The following is a 22,683-nucleotide window of genomic DNA, read 5'->3' as shown; positions in this document are numbered from 1 at the left end:
TTCCAAAGTGAGTTTTGTACGAAGCAGACCAATGAAGCAGACACTCACAAAACCTTTAGGAGGAAAAAAAACAATGCAATTCAGAAAATCTTGGATCATGGCTTTGGCTTTAACAAGCGTAGTAGCACTTTCGGCATGTGGCAACGGGGGAAATAATGCGGCAACCAATAACGGAGGCAATGCAGCTGCAACAAATACACAAAACAGCAGCGGCGCCGAATTAAGCGGATCTATCCTGGCTTCGGGCTCCACAGCACTGCAGCCGCTCGTAGAGCAGGCAGCAGAGAAATTCATGGATGCCAATGCAGGCGTGGATATTCAGGTTCAAGGCGGCGGAAGCGGAACAGGCTTGACACAAGTTGCTGAGAAGCAAGTGGATATCGGTAACTCCGACGTATTCGCAGAAGAGAAATTGAAAGATGCTGATGCTGAAAAAGCGGCAGCACTCGTTGATCATCAGGTAGCCGTTGTAGCTATCGCAGCAGTAAGCAATCCGGATGCAGGCGTAGATACACTGACTAAGCAGCAGCTGGTTGACATCTTCACTGGCAAAATCAAGAACTGGAGCGAAGTCGGCGGCGCTGACCAGGCGATTCAGATCATCAACCGTCCTGCAAGCTCAGGTACACGCGCAACCTTCGAGAGCTTCGCTCTTGGCACCAAAACGGATGATCTTCCAGGATCTATTCAAGAGGATTCCTCCGGTACTGTTAAGAAAATTATCGGCGAAACACCGGGAGCTATCGGTTACCTGGCTCTGTCCTACCTGGATGATTCCGTTAAAACCTTGAGCTATGACGGTGTTGAACCTTCTGTAGACAACGTAATTGCCGGTAAATATCCGGTATGGGCTTACGAGCACATGTACACTAACGGTGAGCCGAATGAAACAGTAAAAGCATTCCTGGACTTCATGATGACTGACGAAGTACAGACAGGTGACGTAGTAGAGCTTGGTTACATCCCCGCTTCGCAGATGCAGGTATCCCGCGATGTAGCAGGAACTGTAACACCTAAGTAAGTACTACAGATTCATTCACAGGTATCATCCATTAGAACTTCATGTGATTAGAGGCGGATTTCTTCTGCCTCTCTTTTCACTTTAGAAAGAGGGAGCATCTTGAGGGTAAAACCAAAGAAAACGCGGTTTGAAAAACATCATATAGAGAATTTTATCGGACGCGCTTATATGTCCTTTTGTGTACTGCTATTGATTGTAATCATTGTATCGATGGTTTATTTTGTAGCCTCTAAAGGAATTGCGAACTTTGTAAGCGGTGAGGTTAAGGTTTCCGATTTCCTGTTCGGCACGAAGTGGTCGCCTGAAGCGGATACGCCTTCTTATGGAGCTTTTCCGTTTATAGCCGGTTCCTTCCTGGTAACACTGCTTGCCGCGCTTATCGCAAGTCCGCTTAGCATTTGCGCCGCATTATTTATGACTGAAATCGTCCCTGGCTGGGGTAAAAAACTGCTGCAGCCGGTTATCGAGCTGTTGTCAGGTATTCCGTCTGTCGTATACGGATTCGTTGGCTTAAGTGTCATTGTGCCTTTTCTGCGGAATACATTGCCCGGACAGGGCATCGGGGTTGCTGCAGGCGCGCTAGTACTGTCGGTGATGATCCTGCCGACCATTACCAGCGTGGCTGCAGACGCGCTTGCTTCTTTGCCGCAAAACTTGAAAGAATCCTCATTTGCGCTCGGTGCCACTCGCTGGCAGACGATCTCCCGTGTCATTCTCCCGACGACCTTCCCGGCTATTATGACGGGGGTGGTACTGGGGATGGCCCGTGCATTCGGTGAAGCACTTGCTGTACAGATGGTTATCGGTAATGCGCCTTTTGTGCCGCGTTCGCTGTTCGAATCCGCGTCTACTCTGACCAGTGTTATTACGCTGGGTATGGGGAACACGACGATGGGTTCACCGCAGAACAACGCGCTATGGAGCATGGCTCTCGTGCTTATGCTGATGACATTTGTATTCGTTTTGCTTGTTAGAATGCTCGAAAGGAGAAATAAAATTTGAAGCCGAGAACAGCAGACAAAATTGCCACTGCTATTATTGTAACGTTCGCTTTGCTTATTGTAGCTATTCTGGTTGGCCTGCTTGGATATATCCTCATCCGCGGGATGAGTCATATCAGCTGGGACTTCCTGACTTCGGCACCACAGAAGATCCGTGCAGGAGGCGGGGTAGGACCTCAGCTCTTCAACTCCCTGTTCCTGCTGGTGCTGACCCTGATTATTACTATACCGCTTGGACTTGGAGCGGGGATCTTCATGGCAGAATATGCCCGTCCCGGCAGACTGACTAACTTCATCCGTCTGGTTGTGGAAGTGTTATCTTCCTTCCCGTCCATCATCGTCGGTCTATTCGGTCTCTTATTGATCGTAAATACCTTCAATCTCGGATTCTCCCTGATCTCGGGAGCACTCGCGCTTACCTTCTTCAACCTTCCGCTGATGGTTCGTATCACTGAGCAGGCTTTCCGCACAGTACCTAAGCAGCAGAAGGAAGCAGGCTTCGCGCTTGGTTTATCCAAGTGGAAGATTGTTACTTCGGTACTGCTCCCGGTAGCTCTGCCAACGATCATTACGGGAACGATCCTGTCCGCCGGACGCGTCTTCGGTGAAGCGGCAGCATTGATGTTCACGGCGGGGATGAGCAGTCCGCGTCTGGACTTCAGCAACTGGAATCCGCTTAGTCCTTCTTCACCGCTTAACCCGTTCCGTCCGGCAGAAACACTGGCGGTTCATATCTGGAAGGTCAACAGCGAAGGTCTGGCGCCGGATGCGCTGCAGATCGCAGCAGGTGCTTCGGCAGTGCTGGTGCTGACCGTATTAATCTTCAACCTGGCTGCCCGTTTCTTCGGCAGATTCATCTACCGCAAGCTTACCGCTTCCAAGAGAATGAACTAGGCTAATAAGAAGCGGATGCTGACAAAACTTTTAGGAGGAGTAAGAGATGGGCATAGCGGAACCGGTGGTACGCGAATCATTTCAAACTGAGGATCTGAGTATTTTTTATGGCACTTATGAGGCGGTTAAAGGAATTAGTCTTCCCTTCGCCCAGAATACGGTAACAGCATTGATCGGCCCTTCCGGCTGCGGGAAATCAACCTTTCTCCGTTCCCTTAACCGGATGAATGATGATATCTCCGGCTCGACTACCAAAGGCAGCATCTGGATTGACGGTATAGATATCAACGCTTCCGGAACAGATGTCATCAAGCTGCGCCAAAAAATCGGCATGGTCTGGCAGAAGCCGAACCCTTTTTACAAATCCATCTATGACAATATCGCCTTTGGTCCTAAGTATCATGGAATTAAGGGCAAAAAAGCACTGGATGAAATCGTGGAGAGCAGCCTGCGCCGCGCCGCCCTGTGGGATGAGGTCAAAGACCGCTTGAAGGACTCTGCACTGGCATTGTCCGGCGGACAGCAGCAGCGTCTGTGTATTGCCCGGGCATTGTCGGTTAACCCGCAGATCCTGCTGCTTGATGAGCCGGCTTCAGCACTTGATCCTGTATCGACAGGCAAGGTGGAGGAGCTGATTAAGGAACTGAAGGAAGAGCTGCGGATCGTAATTGTTACCCATAACATGCAGCAGGCAGCGCGGATCTCGGATTATACAGCCTACTTCTATCTGGGCTCGCTTGTGGAATATGACAAGACCGAGAAGGTCTTCAGCAATCCGGAGAATCAGATGACCCAGGAATATATTATGGGCCGTTTCGGCTGACGGACAGGCATTACAATAGTTTCAGGAGCCATAGGCACCATTCCTTGCGAATGGTGTTTATTTTATACCCTAAATGCAATATATAATGTACATAATGGTTTTCTTCTTAGGAATTACCGCGCTGCAGTGGCTAATGATCAAGCGGTCCAATAAAAATGTCGACAAAATGCTGTACTCGGAGAACTAGGAAGAATCCGCAATCAGCGGGGATTTAACCCTCGTTTTTTCAGTACATATGTAGAAAATACAGGTGCCACTTGTAAAACTAATCATATTAGTTTATTATTTAACTAATTACATTAGTTTTGAGGAGGGTCCTTATGAGAGTAACTCAAGATGGGTATCTGCACCAGCTTACCTGGCTGCCGCGCTTATTTCCCGTTAACTGTTATCTGGTCGAAGAAGAAGAGGAGCTTACTCTAATAGATGCAGGCATGCCATATAGTTTACAAGGTATTCTACAACAGTCCGCCAGGCTTCAGAAGCCGCTTACCCGGATCGTGCTAACCCATGGCCATATGGATCATGTCGGGGCGCTGGATGCGCTCAAGAAGCTTGTTCCTGGGGCCAAGGTCTATATCTCGGAACGGGATGCGGCGCTGCTGGCCGGTGACCGCTCGCTAAGAGCAGGTGAGCTTCAGACCCCGATTAAGGGCAGTGTACCGTCCAAGATAGCAACGAAGCCCGATGTGCTGCTGTACGACGGGGATACCATCGGCTCATTGACGGCCATAAGTACACCCGGTCATACTCCGGGATCTATGTCTTTCCGGGATCAGCGCAGTGGCGCACTGATTGTAGGGGATGCGTTCCAGACCTTCCGGGCAACCGCTGTGTCCGGCAAGAAGGTACCATTGTTTCCTTTTCCGGCTATGGCGACATGGAGTCTGGAGCAGGCACTGGCCAGTGCCTATAAGCTGATTGATCTAGCCCCTTCAGTGCTGGCTGTAGGACACGGAAATCTGGTGAGGCACCCGGTAGAAGCCATGAGACATGCGGCAGCAGAGGCGGGCAGGGTATTGGTGAAGGGAGGGAAGGTGCATGGCTAGAGCCGGTTTGGACACACATACTCTGGTGCTGGCAGCAGCAGAGCTGGCTGACGCACAGGGTGTTCATGAGGTGACGCTGGCCGCACTGGCGGCCAAGCTGGGCGTTCGCCCGCCGTCGTTGTATAATCACATTAACGGACTCGCGGGTCTGCGGACACTGCTGGCGATTCATGGGCTGGAGCAGCTCTATGACGCCATGTCAGCGGCAGCGGAAGGCGCACGGGGCGAACAGGCCGTTCATGCGCTGAGTCAGGCTTACATCGGATTTGCCAGACGGCATCCGGGACTGTATGAAACAACATTGAGAGCACCTGAGCAGGGAGATACCGCTCTGGAGGCTGCGGGCGGGAAGGTCCTGTCGCTGATTATTCAAGTCCTGTCCTGCTTTGGGCTGGATGAGGAAGGGAACCTGCACGCAGTCCGGGGATTGCGCAGCATTCTACACGGGTTCTCTGCCCTTGAGAATCAAGGCGGTTTCGGAATGCCGCTGGACTTGAATGTAAGTCTTACGCGGCTGATCCGTGCTTATATTGCCGGAATCCGCTGCATGGGTGAGGGAGCAGATGAGCTTGAATGAATTTCCATCGAGGAGGCGGAATGAGTGGGTAGTGTAGAAAGCCTAGAGAGTATTACAACATTTGAGGAGATGGCTGAGGTTGTGGCCAAGCTGGGGATCGTACCGCTGGCCCCATTGATCCCTGGGCATCCTTCTGTGAACGGGCTGACCCTGGCGGAGAACTGGCATACCGGTTCCGAGCTGGACCCCTGGGGCTGGCGGGTGAGATTTCCGGGAGAAGGGTTGGCCGGATACGGAAAGTTTATCAAGAAAAAAGCCGTTCTGGTATCTCGTGAGTGGCTTCCCGCTTACCTGGCGGCGGCAGGCAGTCCGCGTTCCCTGGAGGAGCGGTATGACAGCGGTCTTGCTACCAGAGAAGCGCTAATGTTATTGCAGATTATCCGGGAGCACAAAGGCATAGAGACACGCCAGCTCCGTTCTATGGCTGATATGAAGGCCAAAGAGAAGAAAACGGCTTTTGACAACGCGGTAACCGAGCTTCAAGGCACTTTGGATATTGTAATCTCCGGAGTTAAGCAACGGCTGAATGCGGACGGTGAGCCGAACGGGTGGAACAGTACCTCTTTTGAAACAACGGGCCACTGGATGAATGATGCGGGAATCGAACCTTTTGATGGAACGAGAGAAGAGGCGGTGGCGTGGCTGCGTTCGAGAATGGACGGTAGCTGGACGCCGGAAGCAATAGCCTGGATCAGCAAGGCGTTAGGCTGGAAATAAGCATATTATGGTAGTCCTCGAGATTAGCGGGGACTACTTTTTTTGTATAGTCGTAGTTGCCAGATTAGAGAGGCTGATTCTAGAACCCCTGTCTACAAAATAAAACGGCTAATCCATTTCCCGCAGGAACAGACCGGCCGTAAGCGCTTACGGGAAAGCGTGTATATTGAGGCAGCCTTATAGCATAGGGGCGAGGTATGCAATCAGAAAGTACAAGAACCCGAACAGCAGCATGATATAGGCTGTGTACTTGATTGCATCGGAGGCTACGATACTTAAGTCTTTGGGGGCCTGGACTTCCAGACGTTCCGGTTCAGTCGAATCCACTTCTTGGTTAAAAGATTCTTTCATCAGGATTCCCTCCTAAGTGTTTGGTAAGCATAAACTTCCAGCATCGCTTCGCAATTCTGGAATTCTGGCATCAGAAGCTTTGAAATAACTTTGGGTGCGGGACTTGTAAATACCATCCTTAATTGTATTGTGACATATTTGTGAATTAAATTCAACAATATTGTGAATATTCTTTGAACATATCTTCAAATTTGGGCTATTCAGAGGATTTGCAAAGAGAAATAGGGTGTTCTACGTGTCAAATTGCGATATGGCTGTCTGTAGCGCATACATATTTTGAAGCATTTAAGACACGTGAAAACAGCCACCCGTTTATCAGGAGGCTGTTAGTCTTTATTTATGGACAATATGAGACAAATGCACATGGACTGCTGAAGATTGTATGATATCGACCTGTTCATTGAGTGGCAGGATTAATCTCCCATACGCTCATTAGTTGATTAATGGCAGAGTCAATAGACTCAAAGGGAACATTGTCCCGGGCTTGTGTCGAGATTCCTCGAAGAAAAGTGTCAAATAAGGTGACCAGCATGGCAATATCCGTGGAATCAGGTAACTCACCGTTTGCTACGGCCCTGACTATACAATCGTTCAGCCAACTGCGGACCTTCTCGCGTTCTTTGGCGAGCATCTCCCGTATGTGAATATGCTCGGGAGTACAGCAGACATCTGACAAAACTAAAAGGCAGCCGGAGGGGTGGGACTTCTCTGTCTGCATTTGGGCTGACCGTCTTAATCCCTGCTCGATGGCTTCCTTCGAGGTTATGCTTGTATCCCTGAAACTTTCTGAAACCTGTCCATAAGTAGAGATATAATAATTGACAGCTTCGCGGAATAGCATTTCTTTGGAGCCAAATGCTGCATAAAAGCTCGCCGCAGATATATCTCCCATAGCTGCGCGCAACTGAGCAAGTGAAGTTGTTTCGAAACCATGCTCCCAGAACAGCAGCATTGCGGAAACAACGGCCTCGTCTCGATTAAACGTTCGCGGGCGTCCAGTTCTTGACATAAGCTAACCTCCTTGATTAATTATATACTAATTGATCCATAAGTCATTGACAAGTGGATTTGTTGCGTTTAACATATGGAATGATCGATCCACAATATCGTAAAGGAGGTAATACAGTTGTCTCTATCGTCAACACCGGAGGATAAACTTCAATCCTCCGATGCTTCTGCTAAGCTTCCCTGGCTTGCTCTGCTGGCACTTGCCATGACAGGATTCATCTGCATTCTTACTGAAACCATTCCTGCAGGCCTGCTCCCATTAATTGGAGAAGGGTTACATATTTCTAAGGGTTTGGCTGGTCAACTTGTATCCTCTTATGCAATTGGTTCCATAGTGGCCGCCATACCGTTCGCTATGTTTACTGGAGGGTTTAGACGCCGTCCGCTGCTGCTCGCCATTATAGCGGTATTCCTGGTATTTAACACCGTCACTGCCCTGTCAGCCAGTTATGTATTAACCCTCATCGCTCGTTTCTTCGCTGGTATGGCTGCCGGAGCTGCTTGGGGGATGATCGCCGGTTACGCACGGCGGATGGTGCCAGAGGTCTTGAAAGGGCGCGCTTTGGCGGTTGCGATGGTGGGAACACCTATCGCACTTACGTTTGGAGTGCCGCTGGGCACCATGCTCGGTGACCTGATTGGTTGGCGTACCGTTTTTGGACTCATGTCACTTCTTACTCTTGTATTAATGGGTTGGGTGCTGTGGAAAGTTCCGGATTATCCGGGGCAGACTACAAATCATGCAATGACCGTTAGGCAAGTGTTTGTAATGCCCGGTTTACGTTCAATTCTTATGGTGGTGTTTACCTGGATGCTGGCACACAATATTTTATATACGTATATCGCCCCGTATCTCGAGCCCATCGGACTCTCAGGCCGTGTCGATCTTGTCTTGCTGGTTTTCGGTATAGCCGCACTTATCTCCATCTTGATTGTCGGACTGTTAATTGACCGTATGCTGCGACCTCTTGTATTGATCAGTTTAATTGGTTTTGCGCTTGTGTCAGTCGCCCTATGGGTGGGCGGAACATCAGCACCAATTGTCTATACTGCAGTTTTTTTATGGGGGGTGAGCTTCGGTGGTGCCGCCACGCTGCTGCAAACCGCCCAAGCTAATGTTAGCGGTGAAGAAGGTGTCGATCTCGCAATGCCTATAAATACCACAGTTTGGAATCTGGCCATAGCTGGAGGAGGAATTGCCGGTGGTGTGTTGCTGGACCATGCTGGAGTCCAGTCATTTCCAGGGGTTCTATTGGCCCTGCTGCTTGTTGCACTAGTTATTGCCTGGAGTGCGAAGAGATACGGCTTTCCCAGCAAGCACTGAAGTCCCTCATCCATAATTACCGCAGTTGTTTGTGGTGACAATTGTTTCAATTTCTATTGCACTTTGTACAGCAGCCGACCTCTTATTTCGCCGAAAAAGGTTGTTTTGAGCTATTGCTGCCATAAGTAACACAGCAACTTGAGAAGAACGCTATAGCTTTCTTATATAAAAGACCCCGCCATTCTCCCATAAGGGGAACGGCGGGGTCATATTTCACTTGACTTCAAAACCACAATCCACAGGCAATAGCTTAAGCCCAATCTCCGTTACGGAAGATCGGGTCAACAGATCCGTCATCGGTAATTCCGTCGATGCTCATCTCCGGGGAACCCATCATAAAGTCTACATGTGTCAGGCTCTGGTTCATGCCTCTTTCAACGAGCTGTTCCTTGGTCATATTGATGCCATCCTGCAGCGTGAAAGCATAAGCAGCACCCAGCGCAAGGTGACAGGAAGCATTCTCGTCATACAGCGTGGTGTAGTAGAGAATGCCGCTCTCCGAGATCGGAGAGTGGAAAGGCACCAAGGCCACTTCGCCGAAGTAGGCCGCGCCTTCATCCATAGCCAGCAGGGAAGCCAAGGCCTCCTGGCCGACCTCTGCGGTAAAGTCTGTGACCTTGCCGTTCTCCAGGGTCAAGGTGAAACGGTCAATAATGTTGCCGCCGTAGCTAAGCGGCTTGGTGCTGCTGACCTTGCCGTTCGCACCGGTCTTCAGCGGGGCCGTAAACACTTCCTCGGTCGGAATGTTGGCCAGGAAGGACATACCGCGGCTGTTCACCGCACCGGCCTGACACCAGATATGGCCTTCAGGCAGCTCGATCGTCAGATCGGTGCCCGGTGCTGTGTAATGAAGCTTGCGGTACTTCTTGGCGTTCAGCAGATCGCAGCGCTGCTTGAGGCCGCCTAGATGGCTGCTCCAGGCTGCAACGGGGTTCTCCTGATCTGCGCGCACAGCTTTGAAAATTGCATCCCATAGCAGTTCAATCTGCTGCTCAGGCGCAGCGTCCGGGAATACCTTGGCTGCCCATGATGGAGAAGGGAAGGCGAGGCCGCTCCAGCTGATATGGTTAGCCATCATCATCTCCCGGTAAGGAGCCATGGCCTGGCCGGCAGTCTTCTGGTTATCAGAGATCCGGCTTGGTTCTACCCCGCTCAGCAAGTCCGGATTAGCCGAGATAATGGTCAGGAACGCAGCGCCATTACGTGCGAGATCCTCCAGTTCATCCGCCTGCCACTTGGGCGGCTCGAGGAAGCTCTCGGATGGAGCAAGATCATAACGTGTCCGTGTGACGAACTCATCGGTATAATTAACCTTTACCAGCTTCGCTCCTGCTTCATAGGCTTGGCGTACAATGAGCCGTACCAGCTCTGCGGAGACGATATCCGCATTGACTACAAGCGTTTGACCGGGCTGAATGTTGACTCCGATCTTTACAGCGAGCAGGGCGTAATTTTCGAGCTTTTGCTTGAAATCCGGCATGATTTCAGCTCCTTTCACTATATTCTATTTTGTATATGGAGTGGAAAAGGCATTAGAATGCCCAGTTGCCCTTCAGGAATACAGGCTCACGTGTACCGTCAGCAGTAATACCATAAATATCCATCTCTGCTGAGCCGATCATGAAATCGACATGGGTTACGCTGGTGTTGAGACCATGGGCGATCAGCTCATCCTGGTTCATTTCTTTGCCGCCTTCGAGGCAGAAGGCATATGCAGTACCGATCGCCAGATGGTTGGACGCATTCTCGTCAAACAAGGTGTTGAAGTAAAGGATGTTGGAGTCGGAGATCGGCGAGTTGTGCGGCACGAGTGCGACTTCACCCAGATACTTGGCGCCTTCATCCAGACTGATCAGATATTCCAGGGCTTCCTGGCCTTGCTCGGCGCTCACGCTGATAATCCGGCCCTGTTCAAAGGTAATCGAGAAGCCGTCAATAATATTTCCGCCGTAGCTGAGCGGCTTCGTGCTTCTGACAGTGCCGTTAACGCCGGTTTTCTTCGGAGCCGTGAACACTTCTTCAGTTGGCATGTTGGCGACAAAAGAATGACCTTTAGCATTGATGCTGTCGCCCTGCGCCCATAGATGGCCTTCAGGCAGCTCAATACTAAGGTCGGTTCCAGGTGCTATGTAATGCAGGCATTTGTATTTCTTTGCATTGAGAACATCCGCTTTCTGCTCCAGCGTATCCAGATGCTCCTGCCAGGCGGCTACAGGGTCTTCGCGGTCCAGGCGTACGGTGTGGAAGATTGCCTCCCAGAGTTTATCTACGCGCTCTTCTTCAGGCACGTCAGGGAATACCTTGTCTGCCCAGGGCTGGGACGGGATGGCTACAATGCTCCAGCTGACTTTATCGGACATCTGCATTTCGCGGTATTTCGTAAGTGCAGCCCCCCGGGTCTTCTGGAAGTTGGCAATCCGCTCAGGATCAATGCCTTTGAGCGCGTCCGGATTCTCGGCAATAACGTTCAGAAATGCAGCGCCGTTCTCGGCGAATTCGGTCACTTCACCCGCGTACCAGGTTGGAGCCTTGGTGAACACTTCCGGTGCAGCATGCTCGAACTGCTGGCGCGTAATGAACTCGTCACTCCAGTTAACCTTGACCTGGCTTGCACCGATGGCATATGCTTTGGCGGTAATCAGGTGGACGAACTCGGCTGCGGAAATCGGAGCGTTCACGACCAGGATTTGTCCCGGCTGAACATTTACACCAATCTGCACAGCCAAATCAGCATATTTACTTAGCTTGGATTGAAGCTCTGTTTGAGTCATTGCGATTTCCTCCATTACCATAATTTTAGCTCGGAATAAGCATTGTACTAAATTATTAACCGCCGGATGAAAAAAGTCAATTACAGCGCAAAAGGAAAGGAATTGCTTACATATCAATGTTATACTGAATATTGTGGGCATGATCAGATGAAAGGAAGGAAAGAGTATGAACCTAGAAATCACCAAAGCAGAAATGAAACGCGTAGAGGATAGAAGCTTTGTCGGGAGAACGGTGTTTACACTGGAGAATCACAGCTCCCCTTATGAGATCACTTTCTTCAGTTCACGGGGAACCGAATGGGATTACAGCCTGAGCTTCGCCGGTGAACCGGGAAGTGAAGAGCAGTTCCTGGAGGTGGATGCCCTGCTGGAGAATGATGATGATGTATACAATCAGCTGCTGGATGCGGCACTCGACACTCAGGAGATTCCGGAAGAAGAAGCTTAGAACCTTTCCCGGATAGCCTTGTCATACAATAGCCTTTCTATGTACAAGCTGTTATTAAAAAATGCGACTCCGTTCCGGCAGGATAACCTTGCCGAACAGGGTCGCATTTCACATTTCACAGGTAACGCAGAGTTTAACCGATGGTAATATTGCCTTCAGGGTACCGGTAGAGTTCCTTACTGTTCTTCGGTTTGAGTGCATAAGCAAGTGTAAGCGGTCCTGTCCGGCCGACAAACATAAGAATGATCACCAGCACCTTGCCGATTGTTGTCAGCTCTGTAGTCAGTCCCATTGTTATACCGGAAGTACCGAAAGCGGAGACTGCCTCGAACAGCACGGTCAGAAAATCCGCACTCTCCGTCACGGACAGCAGCATGGTTGAGATGACCACCAGCATCAGTGACAGCAGGGTCATGGTAATCGCCCTGTAGACATTCTCCTTCGAGATCCGGTGGCGGAACATTACGATATCCTCTTTGCCCCGGAGCTTGGCGTAGGCTGTGCTGGCCAGAATTGCAAAGGTGGTAATCTTAATTCCGCCGCCGGTGGAGCCGGGAGCTGCCCCGATAAACATCAGCAGAATCATCAGGAATTGCGTGGATTCACGCAGCAGCGGGATCTCAATCGTCGTCACTCCACCGGAGCGTGGCGTAATCGCCTGCAGGAAGGAAGCCATAATCTTGCCTCCGGCATGCAGCGGCTTCAGCGTGGAATTCAGCTCCAGCCAGAAGAAAATAGCCGCGCCGATCACAATGAGTGCAGCAGAAGTGGCAAGGACTACCTTGGAATGGAGAGTCAGCCGCTTACGTTTCGGAAAGTCGATTACATCAGATAATACAATAAAGCCGATACCGCCGAGGAAGATCAGCAGCATGGAGGTAATGTTCACAATCGGATCTTCGACATAGCGGGTTAAACCGCTGAAGGGCCCGTGAACATCCCCGAACAGATCAAATCCGGCGTTGTTGAAGATGGATATGCTATGGAATACTCCGTAATACGCTGCTTTGCCAAAAGGCATGTCCATCATAAATCTCGCGGCCAGCAGAACGGCCCCAGTCAGCTGAATCACCAGCGAGTAGATCAGCACCCGGCGGATCAGCTTCACAATTCCCTGCATGGAATTCTGATTCATGGATTCCTGCAGCAGCAGACGCTCCTTCAGTGAGATTCGCTTGTTCAGCACCAGCGTGATCAGCGTCGCCATCGTAACGAACCCGAGACCGCCGAACTGGAACAGCACCAGCAGTACAATCTGTCCAAAAGCCGTCAGCTGCGTTCCTGTGTCAATGACAGCAAGTCCGGTTACACAGGTCGCTGAGGTTGCCATGAACAGTGCATCAATGAAAGAGATTCTTCCGCCGGTAGAAGCAGCAGGGAGACACAGAAGCAGGGTGCCGGCCGCGATTAGTATTGCAAAGCCCAGTGATAGTATTTTGGGCGGCGTCAGCCTGAGATACCCAAAGGATAGGTTAGCCAAGTCTCATTCTCCTGACATCTGGATAGGATCTGACAAGATTATAGCATAACTTATATTCCCGTCACCAAAGAGGCAGGAAATTGACATATTTTATCGAAATGATTAAAGGCTCTACCTACTACTGTACTTTTAGAGGAGGCTCTACTTGCTGTGACAAGTCCCATACGGAATCAGGTTGGCGCTGTCTTCATCCCGGTTAGTGATATTGAAAGGTCCAAAAACTGGTATTGCAGCTTGCTTGGACTGCCGCTTGACGGTGAAATTTTGTTCGGGCATCTGTATGACGTGCCGATGCAGGGTCCGGGAATCGTGCTCGACAGCAGAATTTTTACAGCTGAGGCTGTGCTGAAGGTGCCTTCCTTCCATCTGCTTACCGACGACATCGATGCTGCCTATGATTATGTCAAAGCCAGCGGAGCAGAGATACTCACAGATATTGAACATGATCACTGGTTTAATTTCAAAGATCCGGACGGGAATGTGCTGATGATTTGCCGTTTAACCAATTAATTAATCGCATTAACTATATTAATTAACGTAGTTAATTATAATACAGGGAGTATTCGAATGATAAGAGAAGCCACACCGGAGGATGCCTCCGGCTTAGAGAAGCTGTACCGGATTCTGCTGCCGGAACACACGGATATCCAAGTATCGCCGCAAAGAATCAGCCAAATTGCCAGTAATCCGGACAGCCTGCTGATCGTATACGTAGAAGACGGGGAGGTAGCGGGTACGTTACATCTGCACTTGTGCATGGATGCGCTTAGCGGTGACCGCCCGTTCGGGGTTGTAACTGCCCCGCAGCTGCGCGGCAAGGGAATAGGGGCCTCACTGATGCAATTCGCAGAAGAGGCAGCAGCGGCCAGAGGTGCCCTTAAGGTGATGCTGTCCAGTAAGAGCTGCCGCACGGATGCCCACCGCTTCTACGAGCGTCTGGGGTACGACGGAGAGGGAAGCAAGCTTTTCAAAAAATACATACCGGTCTAAATGCAGGAGGAATGAAATGGATATCATACTTAGGGAACTGATTCCTGAAGACGCCGCCGCACTCTTAAGTCTGCAGCACCGGCTGGATCAGGAAACTTCGTACATGCTGCTTGCACCCGGAGAGAGGCAGACCGGAATTCCGCAGGTGGAAGAAATGATCGCAAGCTTCGGGAATGCTCAAACTTCTATCCTGATCGGAGCCGAAGCAGACGGTGAACTGGCGGGATACCTGTCGGTCAGGGGAGGAAGCGTCAGCCGCAATAAACACAGTGCCTATATAGTCATCGGCATCCTGAAGCAATATCAGGGCATGGGAATCGGCAGCGCATTGTTCCATGAGATGGACTTGTGGGCGAACCGGAGCGGTATTGTGCGTCTGGAGCTTACGGTAATGAAGCATAATGAGCGGGCTGTTGCGCTGTATACGAGGTATGGTTTTGAGATTGAAGGCGTGAAGAAAAAGTCGCTGCTGGTGGATGGGGAATGGGTAGACGAATATTATATGAGTAAAATATTTAACCCCGCCTCTATATAGTTAATGGTGTTAATTATAGGCGTGATTACTTTAGTACTCACCAAAATATGCAAGAAAGGTTCCCTGGGGAAGCGCCTTTCTGTATTACTGCAGCTTATCTATCCGCTTTAGTCGCTGTGTACTGCGGAATCTTCGGTGACCGGAAGATCAATCTTGATCTCAACCTTACGGATACGGTGGCGGTTCATCTCACGCACAGTCAGAGTGACATGCTCATACACATGGCTTTTGCCGACAACCGGCTCTTCCAGGTGACTGTACAGCCATCCGCCGATCGTAGTCACTTCGTCGTCGTGGAAATCAAGACCTGTAAGATCTTTGATCTCCAGCAGAGACACATTGCCGTCAAACAGATAATGTGTCTCGCTCAGCTTCTCTACATTTCTGCGTTCGTCCCCGTCGAATTCGTCGCGGATCTCACCGACAATCTCTTCCAGGATGTCTTCAATCGTAATGAGGCCGGAGGTTCCGCCGTATTCATCCAGCAGCAGGGCGATATGCACGCGCTCCTTCTGCATACGGGTCAGCAGCGTCTTCACCGGCGTTACTTCCGATACGGTTAGAATCGGCAGAATCAGGCTTTTGAAATCAAAATCAGGGTTGTTGTCATATTGCAGGTACAGCTGCTTGGTATTAATCATACCGATGATATTGTCTTTGCTGCCGTCTGCTACAGGGAAACGCGTATACTGCTCCTTGCGGATAATAGCGATATTCTCCAGCAGCGAATGGTCGATGAACAGACATACCATATCTGTCCGGGGAACCATGATTTCTTTGGCCAGCATTTCATCAAAGGTGAAGATCCGGTTCACATAACCGTACTCCGCTTTGTTGATTTTGCCGCTCTCATAGCTCTCGGACAAGATCAGGCGGATCTCGTCTTCACTGTGGGCATCGCCATGTTCACTGGCCGGCTTCATTCCGAACATACGGACGAGCAGGTTGGCGGAACCGTTCATGATCCAAATCAAAGGGTACAATACTCTGTAGAACCAAATAATCAGCGGTGCGGTAATCTGACCGATTTTCTCCGGAATGTTTATAGCGGCCGTCTTCGGTGCAAGTTCACCGACAACGACATGCAGGAATGTGGCGATAATGAAGGCCAGTGCAAAAGCAATAGGCTCACTAACGCTGTGGCTCAGGTTCGTCAGGTCAAACAATGGAATCAGCAGCTGCTCAAATGCAGGCTCTGCCAATGCCCCGATCCCGAGTGCAGTAATGGTGATCCCAAGCTGACAAGCGGACAAATAACCATCGAGGTTGGCGGATACCCGCTGTACTGCCAGCGCGTTCTTCTTCCCGTCGAGCACCATTTGACTGACCTGACTACCTCTTAATCTCACTACTGCAAACTCCGTTGCTACAAAAAATGCGGTTAAAATAATCAAAATTGCCACGAGCGTCAAACTAAGTCCTATACCCATATAATCTTTACCATCCCTTTCGTTCCTAAAATAGGTTATACTCATATTATGAGTTCATATGAACCTATTGTACGAACTTTTCAATGAAATATCAAATGGTGGAGGGTTGCCATCTATGGAAGCATTTACACTTAGCCGGATAGAGATGTCCGGACTATTACTGTCTCTAAGCCAAAACTCGGAGCGGAAGCCGCTCCATATTCTTCAGGAAGCCTGGACCAAATTCCACCGGGAAGAGGTGCGGGAGGGGACGTCACTGCCGGCTTTTCTCTCTACGGACATTCCCCCGATTCTGCAGAAACTGATCAAAGGCAGCGGTATCAAAGGGTTATCCCTTGGTGAAATCGCCTCGCTCGGCAGTCTGATTGAGTATTCCACATTATCTGTTACGGCTATGCAGAACTGGGTAAAGCGTGACTTCAAGGAATATCTCGGGGCGCCGCGTGAAGGGAAGAAGTATTCCATTAATCAGGCTGCGCTTCTATTTATAATTGATGATCTCAAGGCTGCACTCGATTTCGAGAGCATCCGCCAGCTCTTCCGTATGCTGTTCCTGGCGCCTGAGCATGATGATGACGACCTGATCGAGCCGGCACAGCTGTATCACGGGTATGCAGAGCTGTTCGAGGAGATTAAGACCCGCTCCCCGATGCCGGTGCAGGGGCAGGCTCAGCCTGGTAACCCTAAAGAGTATTTACTGAAATCCGACAGTGCGCTCAAATCGGCGATGGACGGAATGATGAAGCGGCTCAGCCATCTGACCAGATCACAGCGGGATGCCGTGCAGAATATGCTCCTGATCGCCGCCATATCGGTTCAGACCTGTTATTTTCAGGCGATGGCCCGGCAATATTTCAATGCGGTGTTATTCCTTGATTTTTGAACCGTCCGATTCTAGAATGTGTAAGTGAAACTAGTCTTACTCCGAGACTTAGCGGGAATCAGGGAAGAGGGTGCTTGTTATGATGAATCAAATGTCGCTGCTGCAGAATCCGAAGCAAAGAAAACTGCTCTTCAGTGCAGGACTCAGCTGGATGTTCGACGCGATGGATGTGGGGATGATATCTTTTGTGGTGGCTGCGCTGGCCAAGGAATGGTCGCTGGGACCGGAGAAGATCGGATATTTAACCAGTATTAACTCGGTGGGTATGGCGGTGGGAGCGGCTGCGGCCGGGATTCTCGCGGACCGGTTCGGCCGCAAATCCGTACTGCTGTGGACGCTGCTGATCTTCTCCATAGCAAGCGGCCTGTCGGCATTCGCCGCAGGGTACGTAATGCTGTGTGTGCTGCGCTTCATTGCCGGCTTCGGGCTGGGCGGTGAATTGCCGGTTGCCTCGACACTGGTGTCCGAGAGCATGCCGGTCAAAGAAAGAGGACGGGCCGTCGTGCTGCTGGAGAGCTTCTGGGCGTTGGGCTGGATTCTGTCCGCGCTGATCGCTTATTTCGTTATTCCGGATTACGGCTGGCGGATTGCCTTCGCGATTGGTGCAGTCCCGGCGCTCTATGCGCTCTACCTGCGTAAGGCGATTGATGACTCGCCGAAATTCGCCGAGATCAAGAAGGCTCCGGTATCCCTGCGGAACCGGATTACGGCAGTCTGGTCTGCGGAATACCGCCGTTCGACGATTATGCTGTGGATTCTGTGGTTTACGGTTGTTTTCTCCTACTATGGCATGTTCTTGTGGCTGCCGACAGTTATGGTGCTTAAGGGCTTCAGTCTGGTCAAAAGCTTCGAGTATGTGCTGATCATGACGCTCGCTCAGCTTCCGGGATATTTCACCGCCGCTTATTTCATCGAGAAATTTGGCCGGAAGTTCGTGCTCGTCATCTATCTGCTGCTGACAGCGGTCAGCGCCGCCTGGTTCGGGAATTCCACAACCGAAGGCATGCTGATGGCCGCAGGGATCTGCCTGTCCTTCTTCAACCTGGGGGCATGGGGCGGGATGTATGCTTATACACCGGAGCTATATCCCACTACCATCCGTTCGACTGGTGCCGGACTGGCAACCTCTTTCGGACGTATCGGGGGTATTATTGCACCTACACTGGTCGGCGTGATGGTGGGCAATTCGGTTGCGATCAGCACGATCTTCATGCTGTTCTTCGTAACGATTATCATTGGGGCGCTGGCCGTGCTGTTCCTGGGGAAGGAAACGAAGGGTACAGAGCTGCTCTAAGCATAATTTGAAAAATCATCAGGAGTTATACTCCAATCAGGCCAGCCGAAAGTTCCGGCTGGCCTTTGTTATGGCTTTAGCCAGTTGAGTGCGTGAAACCGCGCGATACAAAAAACCACCCAAAAACCACCCGCTATGCGGGTGGAGGGAAGCCTCCGCTATTGCAGCCCACAGGGGGAATATAGTATATTCTTAAGGAAGACACAAACGAACGTTCTCATTGTCCGGCAATGTGCAGTGACAGACACTCTAATCTAGGATCTTGAGGAGCCAGTCTCTCAAGGTCTTTTTTGAAATATACGCCAGAATGGGTATGTTTACGCCTGCCGAAACGGCGGTTGCCATCCCTTAGAGTGCAGAGAAGCTGTTTCTGACTATTGCTTGGGGAATTCAGGGAGTCTTACTCTTTATTTCGCATGCGGACTGGTGGGGGTTCAGTACAGGACTGGAGACCGCTGCATCACCGTCATAACGCATATGGTATAATGGTAAAAATTATTATGGCACACTAATGGAGCGGGTAAGTATGGCTAAAGACAGGCAGGGCCTGCATTTCACGGAGCTGGTCTGGGAGAGCACGGAGCAGAATATGGCAATTCCGCCGCGCAGTTCTGCAGAAGCGGTTATACCGAAGCCTCCGGAAGGTCCGGGCAAGAAGAAAACGTCCCAATATGATACAGTACAGCTCCAGCTATGGGATATGGAAGAGACACAGGAGCCGGTAACCACTACGGAGAGCCAGTTTGTCCAGCGGGCCCGGGAGCTTGCGGATCATAAGGAGCCTGCGGCTTTATTTGTTCCGTTCAAAAGCTATTGGCCGACTTACGGCCATATGACAGGTGCGCAGAGCCGGTGGTATTTCTTCTGGCGGGATGAAGTCCGGCAAGGTAGATACCCGAAGACCGACCTCTCCTATATCTTTCTGCATATATATGAGCTGATTAACGGTGTAGGCTGGGATGAGCCGCAGGATGGATGCCGTCAGCTCGGCTTGCTCTGGGAAGCCTACCGTGACAAGTATAAACGTCTGGATCAATACCTTGGCGGATGGATTGCAGATTTCTCATTCGTGCATAAGCTGGATATCCCGCTCTCGGAGATTGTCATCCGTACACGCGGGCTTGCCGGGGATCTGGCTGAGCTTGAGCTTGTCCGCTGCCTGTCTGCTACCCCGGAGCAGCTTAGCATCGAGGTGCTGAGTGTGATGTCGGATTATGATATCAGCAAATCGAAATTCTATACAGGTGAAGGAAAAGCTGCTGCGGAAAAGTACATCCCCCAAGTAGTGGCACTAATTGATACGTATGTCGCGCGGAAGCACGGCTCGAATCTGATCACGATGTTCCCGCCCGGTCCGCCGGTTGTCCGTGAGCGGTATTTGTTCCGCAGCGCAGTATATGATATCTCACTCTATGGCTACTCTGTTCTTATACCTGTCGTACGAATCAGCAAATCGCCTCCGCTGCGCAGCCTGATTACACGCTTATTCCGGCTGACCGAGAATAAACTGCGGGCGCTTATGGGTTATCGCGGACGGCTCAAGGATGTCAAAGTTGATGCCGACATGGAGGACTTGGTGACCAAGTTCCTGCAGCGTGAATTCCGCAAGGCGGAGCAGGAGGAGAAGGGTCCGGCAGTTGTGATTGATCAGCGGAAGCTGGAACAGCTGAAGAATGACTCCGAGGTGGTGCGTTCGCTGCTCACGGTGGAGGAAGCGCTGGAGAAGGATGATGAAACGGATTGGGGCATAGAGGGAGTGGATGAAGATGAACCGGGAAGTGTCGCGGTTGCCGCTGGTTCCAGGTCAGAGGAGCCAGCGGTTAGAGAAAGTGACGAAGAGAAGCTGGACATTATTGTTGAAGAACCTGCTGTGCAAGGACAAGCAGATTATCCGCTGCCAATTATTGATGGCGAAGCGGACAGCTGGACGTCCTTCGCTTCTGAACTGAGTCTGCTGCAGCGGGATGTGTTGCTTGCGCTGGCGGAGGATGACGGCCTGGTGAAGGTGAACCGGCTGGCAGCGGGCGGCGGGACCATGGCAGAGCTGCTGTTCGATGAGATTAATGAACTTGCTATGGATAGTCTGGGGGATCTCGTCATCGACGGTGAAGAGCTGACCGAAGAATTTATATCCATGCTGCACTATATAAAGAGGTGAAATCAGGAATGAACCCACTCAAAATACCGAAGCGGATGACCACCGCGCTCGTCAACTCGCTGACAGCGGGAGTTGTGCCGCGTATCGGTCTTGAATATATTGCCGTCGGCCGCCGGCCGGAGGTTGAAGCCATCCTCCGCGATATGGATAATATCGCCGAGGGCGGAGCCGCCTTCAAGCTGATTACGGGCAAATTCGGCAGCGGCAAAAGCTTCCTGCTGCAGATTATCCGCAATTACGCGATGGACCGGGACTTCGTGGTCGCGGATGCGGACTTGTCGCCGGAGCGGCGGCTTGTCGGTACGAAGGGGCAGGGGCTTGCCACCTACCGCGAGCTGATGAGCCATCTGTCGACCCGGACGCGCCCCGATGGCGGGGCACTGGAGATTATGCTGCAGAAGTGGATTATGTCTCTGCAGCAGGCCGTCATGCAAGAGAAGGGCTATGGGCCGGATGCGCTGGAGCTTGGTGAAGAAGTGGAGCAGCGGATCTATGCGGTAGCCTCCGAGATGCGCGGGCTTGTGCATGGCTTCGACTTCGCGAAGGTGCTGGCCTCTTACTGGAACGGGCATAAGCTGGCCGATGACGCACTGAAGCAGGATTCGCTGCGCTGGCTGCGCGGCGAGTTCGCGACCCGCACGGAAGCGCGCAAGGCGCTGGGGGTGGGCGTCATTATCGATGACGACAACTGGTATGATTATATGAAGCTATGGGCGGAATTCACCGGGGCCATCGGCTATAAGGGGTTGCTGCTGTTCATCGATGAGGGAGTCAACCTCTACAAGATAACCAACAGCATCTCCCGCCAGAGCAATTATGAGAAGCTGCTGACCATGTTCAACGATACGATGCAGGGCAAGGCAGAACGGCTGGGGATCTTCGTCGGCGGCACACCGCAGTTCGTTGAAGACCACCGGCGCGGCTTATTCAGCTATGAGGCACTCCGTTCCAGGCTGGTAGCCGGGCGGTATGCCGGTGCCGGACTGAACAACTTCACCGGGCCGATCATTGCCCTGGACATGCTCTCCCATGAGGAGATTCTGATTCTGCTGCAGAAGCTGCGGGACATTCACGCGCTGCACTACGGGTATGAAGCCAGACTGACGCAGGAGCAGCTGGTGCATTTCATGGAAGAGGCTGTGAACCGGCTGGGTGCAGAGGAGCTGCTTACCGCGCGTGAGGTCGTGCGCGACTTCATGGATCTGCTGCATACGCTGAACCAGCATCCGGAAATGTCGTTCGAGAAGCTGGTCGGGGAGCGGACTCAGCGGCCTGCCGAGACCGGACAGAATGAACTGGACGGATTCCTGGCGGAGTTTGACCTATGAGTGATAACCCGTTCTACCGGCTGGCTCCGTTCATTAAAGAATTCATCTATAAGAACCGCTGGGATACGCTGCGTGAGGCCCAGGTAGATGCGTGCCGGGTGCTGTTTGACACACCGCATCATCTGCTTATCGCTTCCGGGACCGCTTCGGGCAAGACAGAGGCGGCTTTTTTTCCCGCGCTTACGGAGCTGTATGAGCGTCCGTCCGCTTCTGTAGGTATTCTGTATATCGCTCCGCTAAAGGCGCTGATCAACGATCAGTTCACACGGTTAAATGACCTGCTCCGGGAAGGGAATATCCCGGTCTGGCACTGGCATGGCGATGTGCCGCAGGCGGATAAGACGAAGCTGATGCAGAACCCATCCGGGGTGCTGCAGATTACACCGGAATCACTGGAAGGCCTGCTGATGAACCGCCCGAATGCCATCCCGGCGCTATTCCATGATCTGCGCTTCATCGTAATCGATGAAGTGCATGCCTTCATGGGGGCGGACCGCGGCATTCAGGTGCTGAGCCAGCTGGCCCGGATCTCGCGGATGGCCGGTTGTCATCCGCGGCGGGGGGGTCTGTCCGCAACGCTGAGCGACTACGCTTCCGTCAC

The 22,683-nt window shown here is 51.5% G+C and carries 23 protein-coding genes; 17 read left to right on the top strand and 6 right to left on the bottom strand.

Annotated elements, in window-relative coordinates; genetic code table 11:
- Positions 1-73: 73 nt before the first annotated feature.
- The 7 genes from QW71_RS13820 to QW71_RS13790 all read left to right on the top strand — a co-directional run bounded on the left by QW71_RS13820 (position 74) and on the right by QW71_RS13790 (position 6,082).
- The gene (locus QW71_RS13820) at positions 74-1,021 is read left to right on the top strand and encodes a phosphate ABC transporter substrate-binding protein PstS family protein (protein ID WP_039298912.1); all 948 of its coding nucleotides are present in this window, start codon (positions 74-76) and stop codon (positions 1,019-1,021) included.
- Between the two features lie 99 nt (positions 1,022-1,120).
- Positions 1,121-2,023 carry a phosphate ABC transporter permease subunit PstC gene (gene pstC / locus QW71_RS13815; RefSeq protein ID WP_039298909.1) on the top strand — a complete coding sequence of 301 codons (903 nt, stop codon included), beginning with the start codon at positions 1,121-1,123 and terminating at the stop codon, positions 2,021-2,023.
- On the top strand, positions 2,020-2,916 hold the full coding sequence (gene pstA, locus QW71_RS13810) for a phosphate ABC transporter permease PstA (RefSeq protein WP_039298906.1): 897 nt from the start codon (positions 2,020-2,022) through the stop codon (positions 2,914-2,916). The genes pstC and pstA overlap by 4 nt, the downstream gene beginning before the upstream one ends.
- A 46-nt stretch (positions 2,917-2,962) precedes the next feature.
- Positions 2,963-3,739, top strand: a complete 777-nt coding sequence (pstB, locus tag QW71_RS13805; protein ID WP_039298903.1) for a phosphate ABC transporter ATP-binding protein PstB — start codon at positions 2,963-2,965, stop codon at positions 3,737-3,739.
- Positions 3,740-4,059: 320 nt separating this feature from the next.
- Positions 4,060-4,788, top strand: a complete 729-nt coding sequence (locus QW71_RS13800) for an MBL fold metallo-hydrolase (RefSeq protein ID WP_039298899.1) — start codon at positions 4,060-4,062, stop codon at positions 4,786-4,788.
- Positions 4,781-5,365: a TetR/AcrR family transcriptional regulator gene (locus QW71_RS13795; RefSeq protein WP_039298896.1), complete on the top strand. Its 585-nt coding sequence runs from the start codon at positions 4,781-4,783 to the stop codon at positions 5,363-5,365. Before QW71_RS13800 ends, QW71_RS13795 begins: the two co-directional genes overlap by 8 nt.
- A 24-nt stretch (positions 5,366-5,389) precedes the next feature.
- Positions 5,390-6,082, top strand: a complete 693-nt coding sequence (locus QW71_RS13790) for a hypothetical protein (RefSeq protein WP_083442546.1) — start codon at positions 5,390-5,392, stop codon at positions 6,080-6,082.
- A gap of 177 nt (positions 6,083-6,259) precedes the next feature.
- Here QW71_RS13790 and QW71_RS40465 read toward each other — a convergent pair whose 3' ends face one another.
- Positions 6,260-6,433 carry a hypothetical protein gene (locus QW71_RS40465; RefSeq protein WP_156118649.1) on the bottom strand — a complete coding sequence of 58 codons (174 nt, stop codon included), beginning with the start codon at positions 6,431-6,433 and terminating at the stop codon, positions 6,260-6,262.
- Between the two features lie 397 nt (positions 6,434-6,830).
- On the bottom strand, positions 6,831-7,442 hold the full coding sequence (locus QW71_RS13785) for a TetR/AcrR family transcriptional regulator (protein ID WP_039298893.1): 612 nt from the start codon (positions 7,440-7,442) through the stop codon (positions 6,831-6,833).
- Between the two features lie 111 nt (positions 7,443-7,553).
- On the opposite strand from QW71_RS13785, the gene QW71_RS13780 reads away from it, so the two are divergent.
- Positions 7,554-8,765, top strand: a complete 1,212-nt coding sequence (locus QW71_RS13780; RefSeq protein WP_373604764.1) for an MFS transporter — start codon at positions 7,554-7,556, stop codon at positions 8,763-8,765.
- A 250-nt stretch (positions 8,766-9,015) separates the two neighbouring features.
- Here the strand turns inward: QW71_RS13780 and QW71_RS13775 are convergent, their stop codons facing one another.
- Complete coding sequence (locus QW71_RS13775; RefSeq protein WP_039298887.1) at positions 9,016-10,245, bottom strand: aminopeptidase; 1,230 nt, start codon at positions 10,243-10,245, stop codon at positions 9,016-9,018.
- 52 nt (positions 10,246-10,297) lie between these two features.
- Positions 10,298-11,536, bottom strand: coding sequence for an aminopeptidase (locus tag QW71_RS13770; protein ID WP_039298884.1), 1,239 nt, complete (start codon positions 11,534-11,536; stop codon positions 10,298-10,300).
- Between the two features lie 166 nt (positions 11,537-11,702).
- On the opposite strand from QW71_RS13770, the gene QW71_RS13765 reads away from it, so the two are divergent.
- A complete protein-coding gene (locus tag QW71_RS13765) occupies positions 11,703-11,984 on the top strand; it encodes a hypothetical protein (RefSeq protein ID WP_039298880.1) in 282 nt (93 codons plus the stop codon).
- 133 nt (positions 11,985-12,117) lie between these two features.
- Here the strand turns inward: QW71_RS13765 and QW71_RS13760 are convergent, their stop codons facing one another.
- Positions 12,118-13,464 (bottom strand): TrkH family potassium uptake protein, encoded by a 1,347-nt coding sequence (locus QW71_RS13760; RefSeq protein ID WP_039298877.1) that lies wholly within the window; start codon positions 13,462-13,464, stop codon positions 12,118-12,120.
- A 150-nt stretch (positions 13,465-13,614) separates the two neighbouring features.
- Here QW71_RS13760 and QW71_RS13755 point away from each other — a divergent pair, with 150 nt between their 5' ends.
- From QW71_RS13755 to QW71_RS13745, 3 genes are read left to right on the top strand one after another with little or no spacing between them, the layout of a single operon-like run.
- Entirely contained in the window at positions 13,615-13,974 is a 360-nt protein-coding gene (locus tag QW71_RS13755; RefSeq protein ID WP_039298874.1) for a VOC family protein, read from the top strand.
- Between the two features lie 57 nt (positions 13,975-14,031).
- Complete coding sequence (locus QW71_RS13750; protein ID WP_039298871.1) at positions 14,032-14,454, top strand: GNAT family N-acetyltransferase; 423 nt, start codon at positions 14,032-14,034, stop codon at positions 14,452-14,454.
- A 16-nt stretch (positions 14,455-14,470) separates the two neighbouring features.
- Positions 14,471-14,989: a GNAT family N-acetyltransferase gene (locus QW71_RS13745; RefSeq protein ID WP_083442545.1), complete on the top strand. Its 519-nt coding sequence runs from the start codon at positions 14,471-14,473 to the stop codon at positions 14,987-14,989.
- A 107-nt stretch (positions 14,990-15,096) separates the two neighbouring features.
- Here QW71_RS13745 and QW71_RS13740 read toward each other — a convergent pair whose 3' ends face one another.
- Positions 15,097-16,419, bottom strand: coding sequence for a hemolysin family protein (locus tag QW71_RS13740; protein WP_039298868.1), 1,323 nt, complete (start codon positions 16,417-16,419; stop codon positions 15,097-15,099).
- A gap of 115 nt (positions 16,420-16,534) precedes the next feature.
- Between QW71_RS13740 and QW71_RS13735 the strand changes: the two genes are divergently transcribed.
- From QW71_RS13735 to QW71_RS13715, 5 genes are all read left to right on the top strand, one after another.
- On the top strand, positions 16,535-17,302 hold the full coding sequence (locus tag QW71_RS13735) for a DUF1836 domain-containing protein (protein ID WP_039298865.1): 768 nt from the start codon (positions 16,535-16,537) through the stop codon (positions 17,300-17,302).
- A gap of 82 nt (positions 17,303-17,384) precedes the next feature.
- Complete coding sequence (locus tag QW71_RS13730) at positions 17,385-18,596, top strand: MFS transporter (protein WP_039299274.1); 1,212 nt, start codon at positions 17,385-17,387, stop codon at positions 18,594-18,596.
- A gap of 526 nt (positions 18,597-19,122) precedes the next feature.
- Positions 19,123-20,754, top strand: a complete 1,632-nt coding sequence (locus QW71_RS37975; RefSeq protein WP_052770016.1) for a TerB N-terminal domain-containing protein — start codon at positions 19,123-19,125, stop codon at positions 20,752-20,754.
- A gap of 8 nt (positions 20,755-20,762) precedes the next feature.
- Positions 20,763-22,082, top strand: a complete 1,320-nt coding sequence (locus QW71_RS13720; protein ID WP_039298862.1) for an ATP-binding protein — start codon at positions 20,763-20,765, stop codon at positions 22,080-22,082.
- Positions 22,079-22,683, top strand: a 605-nt coding sequence (locus QW71_RS13715) for a DEAD/DEAH box helicase (protein WP_039298859.1), incomplete at its 3' end; no start/stop codon positions are given. The genes QW71_RS13720 and QW71_RS13715, both read left to right, overlap by 4 nt.

It is taken from the genome of Paenibacillus sp. IHB B 3415 (assembly GCF_000802655.2).
Taxonomy (GTDB): domain Bacteria; phylum Bacillota; class Bacilli; order Paenibacillales; family Paenibacillaceae; genus Paenibacillus_AQ; species Paenibacillus_AQ phytohabitans.
The sequence above is the reverse complement of the archived record's forward strand: the minus strand, read 5'-3'. Positions and strand labels throughout refer to the sequence as shown.